This window comes from Rubrobacter marinus, assembly GCF_011492965.1.
GTDB classification, from domain to species: Bacteria; Actinomycetota; Rubrobacteria; order Rubrobacterales; family Rubrobacteraceae; genus Rubrobacter_F; species Rubrobacter_F marinus.
This window is the reverse complement of sequence record NZ_CP045122.1, coordinates 113,728-130,209: the sequence shown is the minus strand read 5'-3', so window position 1 is coordinate 130,209 and position 16,482 is coordinate 113,728. Positions and strand designations below refer to the sequence as shown.

Sequence of the window (16,482 nt, the reverse complement as noted above, 5' to 3'; positions counted from 1 at the left end):
TATCTGTAGTGGATGCTACAGCGCTCGGGAACCTTCGTAAGGAAGCCCGAGCATGACGCGGGTTGACGCCAAGCGCCGCAACGAGACTCGGAGGGATAGGAGGCCCGATGGGAAACGGGATCCGAAGTCCGCGATCACCCAGGCCGGGATACAGGTCCGCGTCGTCGCGCTCGCGACGGTGGTCGCGGCCGTGTTCGTGACTCTGGGCTTCAGGCTCTGGTACCTCCAGGTCATCACGAGCGAAGACAGCGCGCTCTCCGCTCACGCGTCTTCTACGCGGGCGACCGATCTGCCCCCCGAGCGCGGCGTGATCTACGACCGGAACGGTAAGGTCCTCGCGAACAACGTCCCCGGCCTCAACGTCACCATCGTCCCGAACGCCATCCCCCGCGAGAAGGTAGAAGAATTGACGGGCATCCTCGGGGCCGACGAGGAGGCCGTGCTGGCCCAGTACGACGCGGCCTTCTCCTCCGGCAACCAGTACAGCCCGATGCTCGTCAAGGAGAACGCGACCCGCGAGGACGTCATGTACGTAAGCGAGAGGACCGAGGAGTTCAAGGGCCTCGTCGTCAACGAAGACTACGTGCGCAACTACCCGGAGAACTCTCTCGCCTCGCACGTCCTCGGCTACACCGGCGCCGTCACGCCGGAGGAGTTGGGCGGGGGCGGCATCTACGAGGGCCTCGAGCAGGCCGCCGTCGTCGGTAAGGGCGGCATCGAGCTCGCCTACGAGGACGTTCTGCGGGGCACGCCGGGCAGGAAGGAGTACAACGTCGACGCGTTGGGCCGGGAGGTCGAGGTGCGCATGGCCGACGGCAGCCGCTACGACGGCCGCGATGAGGAGATCCCCGAGCAGGGCGAGCCCGCCCGCGTCACCGAACCCGTCCCCGGCAAGGACGTGGTGCTCACCGTCGACGTGGAGCTCCAGAAGACCGCAGAAAAGGAACTCGACGCTGCCCTCCTTCGCGCCCAGGAGAACGGTTACGCGGGCTCGGGGGGAGCGCTGATCGCAATGGACCCCCGCAACGGCGAGATCCTCGCGTCTACCAGCCGCCCGGACTTCGACCCGCAGCTTTTCGTCGGCGGCATAACGGGGGCCGAGGAGGTCGAGCAGTTCGACTACCTAAACTCCGAGTACGCCAACGCCCCCTTCTCCAACCGCGCCATAGCGGGGACGTATCCTGCTGCCTCGACCTTCAAGGTGTTCACGGGGATGGCCGGCCTCGTCTCCGGCGTGATCGACGCCGCGACAGCGGTAACCGACACCGGAGAGTGCTGGCGCCCGGGGGGCGCGACGGGTGGTTGCTGGCAGAGCTGGCGGGAGAACGGGGGCTACGGCACGCACGGCACCCAGAACTACGCCGAGGCCCTCATGGACTCGAACAACAAGTTCTTCTACGAGGTCGCCGACCGGATCTGGAACGCCACCGACGACGAGGACTGGCTGCCGAAGTTCTACGAGAGGTTCGGCTTCGGCTCCCTTACGGGTATCGACCTCCCGGGCGAGGCTGCGGGAAGGGTGCCGACCCGAGAATGGCAGGAGGAGGCCGGCGGCACCTCCGAGGACAAGCTGTGGACCGTCGGCCGCTGGGTGAACATGGCCATCGGCCAGGGCGACCTCCTCGCCACCCCGGCGCAACTCATAAGGGGCTACGCCGCGATAGAGAACGGCGGCACGCTCGTCACCCCGCACGTCGCAAAGGAGATCCGGGACCAGAGCGGTAGGACCGTCGAGAAGATCGAGCCGGAGCCCGCAGCACGGTCGGACGTGAGCGCCTCGGCCCTCGAAGAGACCAAGGACGGTCTTCGGAAGGTGACCGAAGAGGGCGGGACGGCCGAGTGGCCGTTCGAGGGCTCGCGCCTGCCTATGCTCGGCAAGACAGGGACGGGCGAGCTCACGGGCGGCCGGTTCGTCAACTGGTATGTCGGTTGGGCCGAGACCGAAGGGCGTCCGCTCATCGTGCTCGCGATGGTCGAGGACGGCGGCGCCTTCGAGGAGGGCAGCGAGGTGACGGCGGCCCCGGCCGTCAGGCACGTGATCGAGGCATTCTACGGCATGGAGCAATCCCCGGACGACCCGTTCAGGACCGCCGAAGCGCCACTGGATACTGCGGGAGGGACGTCGTGAGCGGCGTGCGACGCCCGCCGACGCGGCCAGCGACCGATCTGCAGCAAGAAGTTTCGAGACGAAGCGTACGCTCCGCACCAAGACAGGAGGCAAAAATTTTGAGGACATTCATCGTAGTCGTCTTCGGGCTCGCCGTGGCCTTTGCGGCCGTGGGCTGCACGGGGAGCGACGCGGGCCAAGATCGCGCCCGGGGAGGTCGGACGGACGTCCCGCCGTCCGCCGGCGCCCCGGCGGAGGAACCCGCGGCGCGCGTCGCGTCGCAGATCAGCCCGTCGGTGGTGCAAGTGAACGTGCGGGCGGTTCAGGATACGCCACTCGGGACCCAGGAGGGCGAGGGGGTGGGGAGCGGCGTCATCTACCGCGACGACGGATACATCGTCACCAACGATCACGTCGTCCAAGACGCCCGGGAGGTCAGCGTGGCCTTCGCCGACGGGACTACCGAAGAAGGTCGCGTAGTCGGCGGGGACCCGTTTACCGACCTGGCCGTGATCAAGGTGGACCGCGGCGACCTCCCCGCCGCCAGGTTCGGCCGGGGCAACGACCTCGTGGCCGGGCAACTGGCGGTCGCCGTCGGCAGTCCCTCGGGTTTCCAGTCGACCGTGACCCAGGGCGTCATCAGCGGCCTAAATAGGGAGGTCCCCGCAGAGCTCACCGGCGGGCGGCAGGAGACGGCGCTCGTGGACCTGATCCAGACGGACGCCGCGATCTCCCCCGGCAACTCCGGCGGCGCCCTTGCGAACCGGAACGGCGAGATCGTGGGGATCAACGTCGCCTACCTGCCCCCGAGCCAGACGGGGGCCGAAAACATCGGGTTTGCCATCCCCTCGGACACGGCGACTTCCGTAGCCGACCAGCTCATAGACAACGGGAAAGTCTCCACGCCATACCTGGGGGTCTCCCTGGCAGACGTCACCCCGGAGGCTGCGGAACGGTTCGGGATCTCGGTGGATTCTGGCGCTCTCGTCGCTGAGGTCGAGCCGGGCGGTCCCGCCGATGAGGCCGGAGTGGCGCCCCAGGATGTCGTGACCGCCGCCGGCTCGACGGAGGTCCAAAGCTCGGGGGACCTGCTCGCAGCATTGCGCGACTACACACCCGGCGAGGCGCTCCAGCTCACCGTCGTGAGGGAGGGCGAGGAGCGGGAGGTAAGCGTCGAGTTGGGGGAGCGCCAGGATTGAGGGGGATGTGCCGAGCGGTGCGCCCCGCAGCACCGAGGGAAGCTCCCAGAGGGAGGACGTGACCGTGTGGGACACCGAGAAGAAGACTACGCAGCGCAAGGCGAAAGGGGAATTCGATAGGTTCGCGACGTACCGTTGGGGCGCCACGGCAGGATCGGCCTGGGTCCGGGTGAGGAGGCTTGTGGGCCCGCTGACCATCGTGTTGTGCGCCGTCGCGTCCCTGCTCGTGGCGCTTGACTCCGGGGTCGATGCGGGCGTGATCCATCGCGGGGTGTCGGTCGGGGGCGTGGACTTGGGCGGCAAGACCCCCGAGGAGGCCGGAGAGATCCTGGGAGACCCCGAACGGGGCGTGCTCGGAGAAATCGTGCTCGAACGAGGCCCGGAGAGGTTCCCCTTCTCCGGAGAGGAGATGGGCGTCGATCTCGACGTCGCCGGCACCGTTGACCGAGCCTACGCCGCTGGCAGGGAGGGGAGCGTGACGGAGCGCTTCGGCGACCGGGTGCGGGCCGCCTTCGGCGCGGCCAGCGTTGCCCCGAAGGTGGATTACCGGCCCAAGGTCGCGAAGGCCAAGGTCGAGGGCCTCGCCGCGCGGCTGAACGAGGAGCCCCGGGAGGCTTCGGTCTCGATCGAGGGGGCCGAGGTCGGCGTTGTAGGGGCCAGGGAGGGGTACGAGGTCGACGTACCCGCCACGATGGCCAACCTCGCGACGGCCTTGGAAGCCGCGACCGGAGAGGTCGAGGTGGCGGGCAGGAAGCTGGAACCGAGCGTGCTCACCCCGGAGGCCGAGGAGTCGGCCGAGAAGGCTCGGGCGGCCATGTCCGGTACGGTGGTCTTCATGGCCGCTGCTGGGCAGTGGGACCTGGCGCCGGCCCAGATCGGGCGGTCCCTCGACGTCACCGCCCGCGAGGGCGAGATTCTGGTGGAGGTCGACCGCGATCGTCTTCGCGAGTCTCTCCCGGAGATGTACGCGGCGCTCGCGGTCCAACCGGTCGAATCAGGATACGAGATGAATGGCGGCGAGGTCACCGTAACACCGGGCCAGAGCGGGAAGGCGATAGACGAGGAGGCCCTCTTCGCGGACCTCGAGCAGGGGCTCTTCGAGGGGCAACGCGAGTACGAGGTGCCCGTCGTCACCGATGAGCCCGAGCTCACCACCGCCCGCGCCGAGGAGCTCAAGCCCACGGAGCTTCTGGGCCGGTACCGCACGGACTACACGCTGACGAGCGACAAGAGCGCGGAGAGGGTGGAGAACCTCCGGATGTCCTCGAACGCCATCGACGGTATGGTCCTGGCGCCGGGCGAAACGTTCTCCATGATCGAGAACGTCGCGGGGCTCGACTACAACGCCTCGAAGGTCATCGTCGACGGCAAGGAGACCCTGGCCGACGGCGGCGGGCTCTGCCAGGTCACCTCGACCCTGTACATGGCCGCCAACTACGCGGGCCTCGACGTCACCGAGCGCAGCCCCCACTACGCCCAGCTCCCTTACATCCGGCCCGGCCTCGACGCCACCGTGTGGTTCGGCGACGAGAACGGGGCCGGCGCGCTCGACATGAAGTTCCGGAATACCTCGGACGGTTACGTGCTCATCCGCGAGTACGTCTCCGACGACGGCTACATCTACGCCGAGGTCTGGGGACGACCCACGGGCAGGGAGGTCGAGATGGGCTCCAGGCGGGTCGCCTTGACCCCGTATTCCGCGACGTGGGTGACCCGCCAGAGGGTCACGGAGGACGGGGAGGTGGTCTACGACGGGGTTCTCCACGAGGACACCTACGGGGCCCTGGAGTCGGAGAACGGGGAGGTCATACCGATGGATGCCTTCGAGCCGGCGCCGGTGAATCCTTAGCCGAAAAGGAATTATGCGAACGATAGAGGAGCCTAACAGCAGGGAGCGTTCGACCGGACGGGCCCTCGGAAGCGGAGAACTCCAACGTCTTGCCCGAAGCGGCTCCGTTACCCCACGTCCGCGGGGTAGTACCGATGATTTCGGCGAGTGCCTGGGGCAAACGGCGAGGCGTCGGGAGGGGACCGGGTAGTGGACCAATTGCGGGTGAGGGCACCTCTCTATGCCGCCGGAGTGGCGACCGCCGCTGCCTTCTCCACCTTGTTCACCGGTGGGGCGCTCCCGGTGTTCTTGGGGGCCGCGCTGGTGGCCCTGCTCGCGGGCTCCTCGGGCCGTTTCAGGTTCTTGCTGATGTTGCCCGCCGCCGCTCTCTACGCGCTGGTCTCCGTTTACGGGCGGCTTCCGCTCTCGCCGGGGGGTTGGCGCTCGCTCGCCTCGCGCGTCGGGCGGAACGCGTACGAGGCGGTCGGCACGATGTACGCCGAGACGCCCCCCTACGAGGAGCCGACGGCGGGTCTCCTGATCATCCTCGTACCGGTGGCTGTCGTCCTCGTGGCCCTCGCGACCTCGGCCACGCTGTACGAGGGGAGCCCCGTCCCCTCGATGGCGGTGCTGGGCCTGACCATCGGCCTCGTGAGCACGGTCAATCAGGAGGCGGGGATCGGGCCCTACTTCGCCCTCTTCCTCGCCTCCTGCGTGGCCATCCTCCTGCTCACCCCTTCCGGGGAGGCCGGGACCGGGATCTCCGGGGCGGGAGGTGGGCGTCTCGGACCGATCGGCGGTCTCCTGGCGGGGGTCATCGTGGTCGGCCTGGTGCTCGCGCTGCCCAGCACCCCGCTGGCCGGGGCGGCGATACGCCCGGCGCTGATCGATTGGACGCAGATCGGGACCGGCACCACCTCTCGCCTCGCGGTGGAGGCGGACGTCGGCAACTACCTGAACGCCGGGCGCGAGAACGAGCTGCTCAGGGTGAGGAGCGAGGAGCCGCTCCTGTGGCGCGGCGGTACCCTGGATTACTTCGACGGCGCGCGGTGGTCGAGCAGGGTCCGCCCAGGGGAGGACGACGGCCGGGAGGTCGCGCAAGGGGTGGAGACCCGCATCGTCGAGCAGCGCTTCGAGGTGCTGAACGCCGAAACCGAGGCCGTCTTCGGAGGGTACCGCATGGCCTCGGTCTCCCTGCCCGACGCCGAACAACGCCCCGACGGCTCCTGGGTTTCGGACGAGACCCTCTCCGGCGGCTCCCGCTACCGGGTCCTCTCGCTGGTCCCTCAACCGACCGAGCGGCAGCTCGAGGAGGCCGGCATCGACTACCCGGCCGCCGTGCGCGAGAGGTTCCTCCAGCTCCCGCGCGGCCTGCCGGGGGAGGTGGAGGACACGGCCGGGAAGATTCGCGAGGACTACAGCCTCGAGGACGCGACGCCTTACGAGAAAGCCCGGGCGATCGAGCGCTACCTGCTCTACGACGGCGGCTTCGCCTACAACCTCGACGTGGACTACGGGCGGGCGGACAGGGCCCTCGAGGAGTTCCTCGGCGACGGCAGAGAGGGCTTCTGCGTGCAGTTCGCGACGTCCATGACGCTGCTCTCGCGCGAGCTCGGGGTTCCCTCGCGGCTCGTGTACGGCGCCAGGACGGGGGAGGAGGTCGGGCCCGACGAGTACGTGGTGCGGGGGGAGAACATGCACACGTGGGTGGAGATCTACTTCCCCGAGGTCGGCTGGTACCCCTTCGACCCCACGCCGGGCTTCGGCGTCCCCTCCGTCATGGAGGCGAACGCGCCCGGTCCCACGGGCGCCTCGGGCACCGCGAGTCCCGGCGCGCCGGTACCTCCCGACGTCGATCGGGGCGCCGGCCGCGCCGATGAGCCTGAACCCGACGGACGTGTGCCGTTGCAGGAGCCGGCGGACGCCGCGGGGAGGGGCCTCGGCGTTTGGGCGACCACCGGCGTGCTCCTCCCTATCCTGCTAACGCTTGCCCTGCTCACGGGAGGCACTCCGCTCCTCAAGCGGGCGCTCGCGGCCCGAACCACGCCCGAGGCCCTGTATCGCGACCTCACGGGCCGTCTCGAGGACGTTTCCTGGCCCCTTGCGTCGAACGGGTATGGCGCGGACGACCGAACCCTCACCCCCACCGAGCGCTTGGTCGGAGCTGCAAAGGACCGGGGCTTGGAGGTCGAACCGTTCGGGGTGTTCGCCCGGATCTACTCCGAACACCTGTACTCGGCCGCGCCTGAGACGAAGATCGTCGAACCCTACGAGGATGCCCTCCGAGAGTTCCGTAAGGTGCCGCGATGGAGGCGCTTTTTGGGGGCGATCAACCCTACCTCCGTAGCGGTATCTCTTAAGCGAAGGCTGGCGAAAAGGGCACAGTGGGCGCGCCTACGACGACGCTTAAGGGGGTGACACGCCTATGGCGCTCAGGACGATGATCAACACGGTGAAGGAGTTGAAGGTCGCGTGCGCCACGAAGGGCGATAGGAGGCTGCCCGTCCTCCTGTAGAGCAGGCAGAGCACCACGGCCAACAAGAAGATCGCCGGGATTATGACCGCGGATTGGTGGAGCGCGGCGAAGACGGCCGACGAGAGGAGCGCCGCCCCCAGGAAAGAGAACCGGTCCGCGAAACGGGCGGCACCCTCCGCGCGCCCCCCCATCCTGCGTGAAAAGAGAGCCCCCAGGCGGTACAGGCCGCCGAAGATGGCGCCACGAAAGACGAACTCCTCGACGGCGGGCCCGAAGAGCACGATCACGAGCAAGGCGGCCCCTATCGCCACGCCCGGGCTCTCCTGCACCCAACCCCGTAAGCCCCCAAGCAGCGACCGTTGAGCCTCGTTCTCGGCCGAGTACCCCAGAGATTCCAACACGAGCGCGCTCAAGCCCCGATCACGAGGCTACCAACCACCACCCCGAGGCCCACGATGAACCCGATCCCGGCCGCCGCGGCAAAGCCGCCCCTGGGCCTCGAGATGCCGAGAGCCCTCAACGAGTAACCGGCCCCCGCGCCGAGCCTCCGGGCTAAGAAGACCCTGCCCAGAACAACCCAACCGTAAGCACGACCAGGACGACGTTCTGCGCCACGACCGAGAGCAGCAGCACGGCCGGGTTCTCGATCACGACCCCACCCCGTGGGGCACGCGCCGTCCCGGCGGCACGACGCGATACGGCTCGCGGCCCGACTTCTCGGGGACTTACCGTTGCGCCCCGACACCACCCCGGCCCGAACGCCCAAGCTCATGCCCTGCCGTCCACGATCTTTCCTCATAAGCACCCCGAGTATATCGCCGTTGGCCGATTATTCCGGCCCCCGCGCTCCTTTGCGCAAGCCGGTTGCTCGTAGGCGAGCAAGGTGACCTAAGTGTCTGGCGTGTATCCGGCCCCTGCTCTGGGAGACCGAAGCGGGCTCTCGCGCCCGTGATCCGACTGTGTTCTCCCGTCGCCGAGGACGGGTAGTCGCTCGGGCGGTTGGTTGCGATAGGACGCCCAGCAGGACACCCCGGAGGCGAGGGGTGAGGAGAAGCCGCCGCGGCCGTGTCCGAGCCCGCGTCCGCGCAACGTCGTGCAGGATTCTGGATTTCGTGAAAGTTTTGTTAAACTCGTCGCGATTTATGGTTACCCGAGATTCACGACGAGGAGCGCCCCGGCGCTCTCGCCTGCTCCTAACCCGCCGCGAGTGGGCGTACCTGCTCGCCCTCCTCGTACCGTTCGCCGTCTACGATCTGGCCCTGAAAGTCTCGCTCATCGCGTCGAGGCCCGAAGACGCGGGGCTTACCGGGGCATTGGGGCTCTTGAGATCCGACCTTTTGTTCACCTTGGGGTTTGCGCTGCTCTGGATCGGGTTGTTCGCGGTCGCCAGGAAGGGTCTTCTCCGCTGGATCGTCGTCGCCCTATTCCACGGATCGACGATCCTCGTCGCACTGGTCGTGACGGGGGCTTACCGGTTCTTTACGGCCACGGGTTCCCCCCTGGACTTCCACACCATCCTCTACTCCCTCTCCAACCTTGGGGAGGTCCTGCCCGTCGCCGCCTCGGAGGCGTCCCCGATGCTCTGGCTGCTGGTCTCGGCCGTCCTCGCCTACGCAATCCTCGGCCCCTGGCTCCTCACGCGCTTCGTCGGCCGGTGGCGCGGGTGGCCCGCCACGCAGGAGGAGGCGGGGACACCGAGGGCCTCCTGGCTCGGCGCCGTCGGCTCGTGCCTGGCGGCGTACGCGATGTTCTCCTTCGCGCTCTTGCCCGGCGGCCCCGCAGACGCCCGTGAGTCCTTCTCCAGGGACGCCTTCATCAACGTGGTGGCGGAGGAGATGGAGGAGTCGACAACCGAGGAGACGGCGACGAACCCGGAGGTCACCGGGTTGGCCCGGGCGGCGAAGCCGGCCCCGGCGGCAGAGCTGGTGGAGACGGCGCAAACCCAGAAGCGCAACGTCGTCGTCGTGGTCCTCGACTCGACCCGCGCCCGGTCTGTGACTCCCTACAAGTCCCTGACCCCCTCGGACCAGGAGGAGGGGGAGCCGACCATAACACCGTTCATGGACGAGCTGGCGAAGGACAGCCTACTCGCCGAGCGGGCCTACGCGGTGGTTCCACACACCACCAACGGTCTCACCGCTATCAACTGTGGCATCAACCCACCCCCGGATCGCCGAGGCACCGAGACATTGGGCGACGGTATACCGGCGCGGTGCCTGCCCGAGCTTTTGGGGGAGCAGGGCTACCGGACGGCCTTCTTCTCGTCGGCGACGGGCGAGTTCGAGCGGCGCCGGGAGGTGGTTGAGAACTTCGGGTACCAGGATTTCTTCCCGGTCGAGTCCATGGATCCGACGGGGTTCGAGGAGGCCAACTACTTCGGCTACGAGGACGCGATCATGCTCGACCCCAGCCGGAGGTGGCTGCAGCAGCGTAAACCCGAAGGCCAGCCGTTCATGGCGACCTACCTCACGGTCACCGCCCACCACGACTACAGGGCCCCCGACAATCGCTACGGGCGCGAGGACTTCGGCGAGGAGGACGAGGTGAACCGGTACCTGAACACCGTGCGCTACGAGGACTACTTCCTGCGCGACCTCTTCGAGCAGTACAAGGAGATGGGGCTTTATGAGGACACGGTCTTCGTGATCGTCGGCGACCACGGTGAGGCCTTCGGCGAGCACGACGGACGCCGCCAGCACGACAACGTGCCCTACGAGGAGGGCCTCAGGATACCAATGATCGTCCACGACCCCCAACGCTTCAACGGAAGCGTGCGCGTCGGGGCCCCGGTCAACCAGACGGACATCCTCCCGACCGTGGCCGACCTCTTGGGGTACGGGATCCGGGGCGGGGAGTACGACGGCAACTCCCTACGCGCGATCCCCGAGGACCGCGCCTTGAACTTCAGCTGCTGGGGCGACCGCCAGTGCCTGGCGAGCCTGAAGGGCAACGAGAAGTACATCTACCACTACGGCAACCAGCCAGACGAGGTCTTCGACCTGTCGAAGGACCCCCTGGAGCAGCGCAACCTCGCCGAAGATCTCCCCGACGAGGAGATCGAGAGGCGGCGGAACGCGCTCCTGGAGTGGCGCAAGGGCGTCGCCGACGACTACGGCGGCTGACGCCGACCCGCAGGCGCCCTGGCCGAGGTTCTGCGCTTTCGAGTACCCGACGGCGTACGCGGCTCGGAAGAGTGCGCGAGTCTTTTCGGACCTCGCCGACTCGGATCAGGTCGGGGGCGCAACATGCGCCCTACCGTTTGTATAATTCGTTCGCTTTGTTGACCGTACGCCGCACACACATGGTCGCGCTCCTTGCGGTGCTTGTGGCTGCGTTCCTGGCGATGCACCCCTACCTCGACGCGGCGGGTTTGTGCGGCGCAGGCGGCTGCCCCGAGCCCTCTCAGTCCTCCTCGCACGCGGCCCACGGCGGCGGTTTCTCGGCCGCTTGCGTGGCCGCCGTGCTCGTGAACTCCGCTGCCACCACGCTCGCCTTCGCGTCGCTCCTCGGCCGGCGATTCGTCGGCGACCATCGACGCCCCGTCGAAACCTACCTTTCGCCCGACACCCCTCCTCCCCGGGTTCTTTTCGGCCTCTAGAGCAGGCCTCCGAACACGCCGGCCTGGCCGGTGGCGGCTTTGCGGCGCCCCCGGCCCATGTCCGGCGGTACCCGAAGTTCAAGGAGAAAGGATTCGTGTTGGGCAAGCAGAGCGACGGTCGGGGAGCCCCCAACCCCGCGGGCAGAGGCATCGGTAGGGAACGTAGCTGGGGAACCATCATTATAGGGGCAGCGGTGCTCGCGGTACTCGCGGCCTTCGTCGCCGTGGTCGTCATAGACATGGGCAGCGGGGGCGGCGGAGAGCCCGCAGGGGTAGAGGAGTTCGAAGTGGAGCAGGGCCACACCCCCGACGCCGTGGATTACGAGCAGAGCCCGCCGGTGGGCGGGGAGCACAACGACGTGTGGCAAAATGCGGCCTTTTACGAAGAGCCGGTGCAGAACGAGACCGCGGTGCATACCATGGAGCACGGCGCGGTCTGGATCACCTACTCCCCAGACCTCCCGCAGGAAGGCAAGGACGGGCTGAGGGAGCTCGTGGAGGGCCGGGACTGCCTGATGGCGAGCCCCTACGCCGACCTTCCGGCGGACACCCCGATCGTGGCCTCGGCGTGGGGCAAGCAGCTCTCCGTCGAGAGCGCGGACGATCCCAAGCTCCAGGAGTTCGTACAGTCCTTCCGGCGCGGCCCCCAGACCCCCGAGCCGGGTGCGGCCTGTACCGGCGGGACGGCGGAGACGGCTTAGGATGAAGGGCTCGCGAAAGGCCGCGGATCCCTTCCTCGTCTGGGTCCTCGCGGCGGCGACGGTCGTGCTCTTCGGGCTCGCGGTGTGGCTGTGGCTGTCGGGGAGGCCGCCCGGGGAAGGGTCGTCGGAGGCGGGGTTCGCCAGGGACATGTCCGCGCACCACACCCAGGCCGTCGAGATGGCCGAGATCGTGCGAGATAAGACCGAGGATGAGGACGTGAGGATCCTCGCCGAGGACATCGCCCTCACGCAGCAGGGACAGATCGGGCAGATGCAGGGTTGGCTCTCCGCCTGGGGCCTCTCCCCCACCGGATCCGAGCCCGCGATGGCGTGGATGGAAATGCCTACCGAAGGCCTCATGCCCGGCATGGCCTCCCCGGAAGAGGTGGAAGCCCTCGCCGATGCGTCCCCCGAGGAAGCGGACAGGATGTTCCTTGAATTGCTGATCCCCCACCACCGGGCGGCATTGGATATGGCCCAAGCCGTCCTCGAAGAAACGGACCGTCCCGCGGTCGAGGAGTTGGCCGGGGCCATCGAATCTTCCCAACGTGCCGAGATCGAGGTTATGCAGGAGATGCTCGAGGACATGGGCGCCCCACCCGTCGAAGACCAAGAGCCGAGTATGGACGGGATGGACATGGACGCCGACGAGTAGACCGGAAGAACATAGAGGAAGCAAGCAATGGACGCAAGGAATATCGCAGAACTGGTCGCGATGCTGGTCGTTGGGGACGGGGTAGTCGGGCTTGTGGCCCCACGGAGGCACAGCTTACTGTGGAGGTTCGGGCCGCAGGGCTACAAGGTAGCGATGGAGGCCTTCGCAGAGCGGCCTACCCTGGTCCGAGCCCTGGCCGCGGTCGAGGTCGGCGCGGGGCTCTGGTTGGCGCTGCAACAGTACCGGCAGGAGTAGTGGCCTTACGGATCCGGGTTCCGCGCGAGGGCCTCACGGTGCAGCGCGGTGCGCTTCCGTTCGAGGAGGCAGTGATGAATCGGACCGGAGGGACTTTTCTTACGGATAGAGCGGCGCGAACTTCGTACGCGGCAGCGACGTTGTCCCTGTCGGCGGCCCTGATCCACCTCTTCGCGGCGCCCGAGCACTTCGAGGAGTGGTGGGGCTACGGGACCTTCTTCGTTGGCTCGGCCGTCGTCCAAGGAGCGTACGCCGTCGTCCTGCTGCGTGGGCCCTGGGGATCCTCCTTCTATACCGTCGGCATCGCGGGCAACCTCGTGATCGTAGCCCTGTGGCTCGTGACGCGTACGGCAGGGATACCGTTCTTAGGGCCGCACGCCTGGGAGGTGGAGGGCGTTGGCGCGCTAGACTTATCGGCTACCGCGGCGGAGGTGGCGCTCGTCGTCGCGCTCGTCGCGCTGCGGCGGGGTCGAGGTCTCAGCAAGGAGGGCTGGTTCATGGTCTTCCTGCTCGTCGTTTACGCCGCGCTGGCGTTCGCGCTGTTCGGACGGCTTACGCGTTTCGGAGACCACTGATGCCGATCCTGCTTTGCCGACACACCTACTGTTGCGGGAGCAACGGGGTTGCTGCAACGAGATTTTGGAGCAGCGGCCGATGAGAGATTACCTTATCGTACTGCTTTTCGCCGCGATGCCTGCGGTCGGCAATCTCGCCGGGGGGCTGCTCGCCGAGCTCTTCCGTCCCTCCCGCCGCGCGCTGAGCCTGGCGCTGCACGCTGCGGCCGGGATCGTGATCGCGGTGGTGGCCGTGGAGCTCATGCCGCGCGCGGTCGAGGCCGACCCGCCCTGGCTTATTGTCCTCTCGTTCGCTTTGGGCGGCGCCTTCTACGTCGCCGTCGACTCGGCCGTCGAGGCGATAAGCGAGCGCTTCGGCGGGGGCAGCGCGGGTCCCTACGTAATCTTTTTTGGGGTCTCGGTGGACCTCTTCTCGGACGGGGTGCTAATCGGGACAGGCTCGACGGTCGCTGTGGGGCTGGGCCTGCTCCTTGCCCTGGGGCAGGTGCCGGCGGACGTCCCGGAGGGGTACGCGACGATGGCGAACTTCAGGAACGCGGGCACCCCCAGGCGCACGCGCCTGCTCTTATCCGCGGCCTTCGCGGTGCCCATCTTCCTCGGCGCGACGATCGGGTACTGGGGGATGCGCGGGGCCCCTGAGCTGTACCAGCTCATGCTGCTCACCTTCACGGCGGGCGTCCTCACCACGCTGGTCGTCGAGGAGCTGGTACCCGAGGCCCACGAGGCCCTACAGGAGGGGGAGGGGCGCCTGGCGCCGCTCTTCTTCGTCGGCGGCTTCGCCCTTTTCGCCCTGATCTCGGCCTACCTGGAATAGCGACGTGAGCCCCCCTTAGGGCAGGCCACAATCGGCGACAACCTCCACGAGACGAAGCGAAAGCAGGACCGAACGGAAGGAAGGCTTCGGAGACATGGCACATTCGCACGGGGGGCACGGACACTCCCATGATGACAATCACCACAGCGGCCACGACCACGGTGGGGCCGGCCACTCGCACGGGCACGGGGCGGATCGCAAGGCCCTGGCGGTCGTCTTCGCCCTGACGACCTCCTTCGTCGCCGCGGAGGTGGTCGGCGGCCTGATCACGGGCTCCCTCGCGCTGCTCGCGGACGCCGGGCACATGGCCTCCGACTCGGCCTCCTTGGGGCTCGCCCTGTTCGCTGTGTGGATCGCGGGCAGGCCCGCCACTCCCAACCGCTCCTTCGGCTACAAGCGCGCCGAAATCCTCGCCGCCCTCGCCAACGGCGTCACGCTCGTGGCGATCTCGATCTGGATCTTCTACGAGGCGATAAGGCGCTTCTCCGACCCCCCGGAGATCCTCGGGGGCTGGATGCTCCTCATCGCCGTCCTCGGGCTCCTGGTGAACGTCGCGGGGGCGGTGATCCTCTCGCGCTCGGGAGGCGAGAGCCTCAACGTACAGGGGGCTTTGCGCCATGTGATGGCCGACGTGATGGGCTCTGTCGGCGCCATCGCTGCCTCCCTGATCATCATCTTCACCGGATGGAGCTACGCCGACCCCATCATCAGCGTCCTCATCGCAGTACTCGTCCTGGGCTCCTCCTGGAAGCTCCTCCGCGACTCGACGAGCGTCCTGCTCGAGGGCGCCCCGCGCAGCGTCGACGTGAACGAGGTCGGCCGGAAGATGGTCGGGGTGGAGGGCGTCGAGGAGGTCCACGACCTGCACGTCTGGGAGATCACATCGGGCTTCCCGGCCCTTGCCGCCCACGTCCTCGTCGGCCAGAACGAGGACTGCCACGAGAGGCGCCGCGAGGTCGAGAAGGTGCTCTACCGGGAGTTCGGCTTAGAGCACACCACGCTTCAGGTGGACCACGTCGGCGACCACGAGGCCGAGGGGGAAGGACGGCGTCTCAAGTTCCTCCCCGAGATAAAGAAACGGGACGCACGGTGAGCCGTCGGGGTTCGCGAGAGGAGGGGAGCGAGAGAAGGTCGTGCTGACGTTTCTGATCCTCGCAAGTTTACTGGCAGCCGCCGCGTTGGCCCTGGTGGCCCTCGAGGTGGTCCGGCCGCCCGAGCGCGTTGTTAACGCCCTCTTCGTCGTCTTCTCCCTGCTGGTCGTCCTCCTCGCAGCGTGGACGTTCGCGCTGCTTCTCGGGGCGGGGTCGGAGGAGGGGGCTCGCTTCGGGAACCGCGTCGACGCGGCTATCGAGATTCTCAACCGCCGCCCCGTGGACTCGGGCGGCCGGTCGGTGACCGTGCCGAAGGTCCCCGACTTCCTCGCGGTCTACGGTTCGGACCTCGACCGCCTCGGGCACGAAGAGGGCGCGGACAGCCCCAACACCGGGCCACTCCTCGCCGAAATGGACCGTCAGCTCGGCCGGCTGGTCCGGGCCACGGAGGACGCGGGCATCAGGGAGGTGACGACCTTCCTGCTCACCTCGGACCACGGCATGACCACGTGGAGCCGTCCGGCGACAGAGGGACTCGCCGCCATTGCCCGAGCCGGCTACCGCCCGGAGGTCGTGCTTCCCGACCGCTCCCCCTCCGCCGACACCGAGGTCGTCGTGGTCCTGAACTCCGTGCGCGTCGCCGACGTCACCCTGCTGGGGAGGGCGGCGACGCCCAAGGGACGGGAGCGTGTCCGGGCGGCCCTGGAGGATACTCCGCATGTAGCACAGGTTCTGGACCGGTCCGACCTCGAGGAGCTGCGCGCGAGCGACAAGCTCGGAGACTTCGTGGTCGAGGCCGAGGAGCCCTACGGCTTCGCCCTCGAGGCGCCGGAGGGCGGCGCGTCGCGCGGCGCCCACGCCAGCACCCGGGAGACGCGGGTTCCGCTCGTCCTGTCGAGAGCGGGCGTCCGCCCGGGTGTTACGCCCCGGAACCCCAAGCTCGTGGACGTGGCCCCGACGGTCGCCGCCCTCCTGGGAACTCGCCCGCCGAACGAAGCCCAGGGACGGGCCCTCACCGAAGTGCTCGTCGATCGACGGGGTCGGTGAGGGTCGGACCGCGCGGGGCGGCAGGCTCCGGTCCTTCGCTCTCGTCGGGGCCTTCTCGCGGAAGCCTCGAGCCGGGGATCTTCCCCGTCGCGGCGAGCCCCGTATCCGGCTTTAGGCCCCTACTCCTCTGCCTGCC

At 68.1% G+C, this 16,482-nt stretch carries 14 protein-coding genes; 13 read left to right on the top strand and 1 reads right to left on the bottom strand.

The window, feature by feature from the left end:
* Positions 1-52: 52 nt before the first annotated feature.
* The 4 genes from mrdA to GBA65_RS21865 all read left to right on the top strand — a co-directional run bounded on the left by mrdA (position 53) and on the right by GBA65_RS21865 (position 7,552).
* The gene (gene mrdA, locus GBA65_RS21880) at positions 53-2,128 is read left to right on the top strand and encodes a penicillin-binding protein 2 (protein WP_166398750.1); all 2,076 of its coding nucleotides are present in this window, start codon (positions 53-55) and stop codon (positions 2,126-2,128) included.
* A gap of 98 nt (positions 2,129-2,226) precedes the next feature.
* Positions 2,227-3,306 (top strand): S1C family serine protease, encoded by a 1,080-nt coding sequence (locus GBA65_RS21875; protein WP_228282065.1) that lies wholly within the window; start codon positions 2,227-2,229, stop codon positions 3,304-3,306.
* 58 nt (positions 3,307-3,364) lie between these two features.
* Entirely contained in the window at positions 3,365-5,155 is a 1,791-nt protein-coding gene (locus tag GBA65_RS21870; protein ID WP_166398749.1) for a VanW family protein, read from the top strand.
* 189 nt (positions 5,156-5,344) lie between these two features.
* On the top strand, positions 5,345-7,552 hold the full coding sequence (locus GBA65_RS21865) for a transglutaminase family protein (RefSeq protein ID WP_166398748.1): 2,208 nt from the start codon (positions 5,345-5,347) through the stop codon (positions 7,550-7,552).
* Here GBA65_RS21865 and GBA65_RS21860 read toward each other — a convergent pair.
* A complete protein-coding gene (locus GBA65_RS21860) occupies positions 7,541-7,921 on the bottom strand; it encodes a CPBP family intramembrane glutamic endopeptidase (RefSeq protein ID WP_166398747.1) in 381 nt (126 codons plus the stop codon). The genes GBA65_RS21865 and GBA65_RS21860 overlap by 12 nt on opposite strands.
* 831 nt (positions 7,922-8,752) lie before the next feature.
* Between GBA65_RS21860 and GBA65_RS25675 the strand changes: the two genes are divergently transcribed.
* The 9 genes from GBA65_RS25675 (at position 8,753) to GBA65_RS21815 (ending at position 16,346) form a co-directional block, all read left to right on the top strand.
* Positions 8,753-10,732 carry an LTA synthase family protein gene (locus GBA65_RS25675; RefSeq protein WP_166398746.1) on the top strand — a complete coding sequence of 660 codons (1,980 nt, stop codon included), beginning with the start codon at positions 8,753-8,755 and terminating at the stop codon, positions 10,730-10,732.
* Between the two features lie 179 nt (positions 10,733-10,911).
* Positions 10,912-11,208, top strand: coding sequence for a hypothetical protein (locus GBA65_RS21850; protein ID WP_207956404.1), 297 nt, complete (start codon positions 10,912-10,914; stop codon positions 11,206-11,208).
* A 194-nt stretch (positions 11,209-11,402) separates the two neighbouring features.
* Complete coding sequence (locus tag GBA65_RS21845) at positions 11,403-11,909, top strand: DUF3105 domain-containing protein (protein WP_166398744.1); 507 nt, start codon at positions 11,403-11,405, stop codon at positions 11,907-11,909.
* Position 11,910: 1 nt separating this feature from the next.
* Positions 11,911-12,564 carry a DUF305 domain-containing protein gene (locus tag GBA65_RS21840; RefSeq protein ID WP_166398743.1) on the top strand — a complete coding sequence of 218 codons (654 nt, stop codon included), beginning with the start codon at positions 11,911-11,913 and terminating at the stop codon, positions 12,562-12,564.
* 27 nt (positions 12,565-12,591) lie between these two features.
* The gene (locus tag GBA65_RS21835) at positions 12,592-12,819 is read left to right on the top strand and encodes a hypothetical protein (protein ID WP_166398742.1); all 228 of its coding nucleotides are present in this window, start codon (positions 12,592-12,594) and stop codon (positions 12,817-12,819) included.
* Between the two features lie 140 nt (positions 12,820-12,959).
* Complete coding sequence (locus GBA65_RS21830) at positions 12,960-13,394, top strand: hypothetical protein (protein WP_166398741.1); 435 nt, start codon at positions 12,960-12,962, stop codon at positions 13,392-13,394.
* Between the two features lie 79 nt (positions 13,395-13,473).
* Positions 13,474-14,208 (top strand): ZIP family metal transporter, encoded by a 735-nt coding sequence (locus tag GBA65_RS21825; RefSeq protein ID WP_166398740.1) that lies wholly within the window; start codon positions 13,474-13,476, stop codon positions 14,206-14,208.
* 94 nt (positions 14,209-14,302) lie between these two features.
* Positions 14,303-15,301, top strand: a complete 999-nt coding sequence (locus GBA65_RS21820; RefSeq protein ID WP_166398739.1) for a cation diffusion facilitator family transporter — start codon at positions 14,303-14,305, stop codon at positions 15,299-15,301.
* Positions 15,302-15,341: 40 nt separating this feature from the next.
* The gene (locus GBA65_RS21815; RefSeq protein ID WP_166398738.1) at positions 15,342-16,346 is read left to right on the top strand and encodes an alkaline phosphatase family protein; all 1,005 of its coding nucleotides are present in this window, start codon (positions 15,342-15,344) and stop codon (positions 16,344-16,346) included.
* The last annotated feature ends 136 nt before the right edge of the window (positions 16,347-16,482 follow it).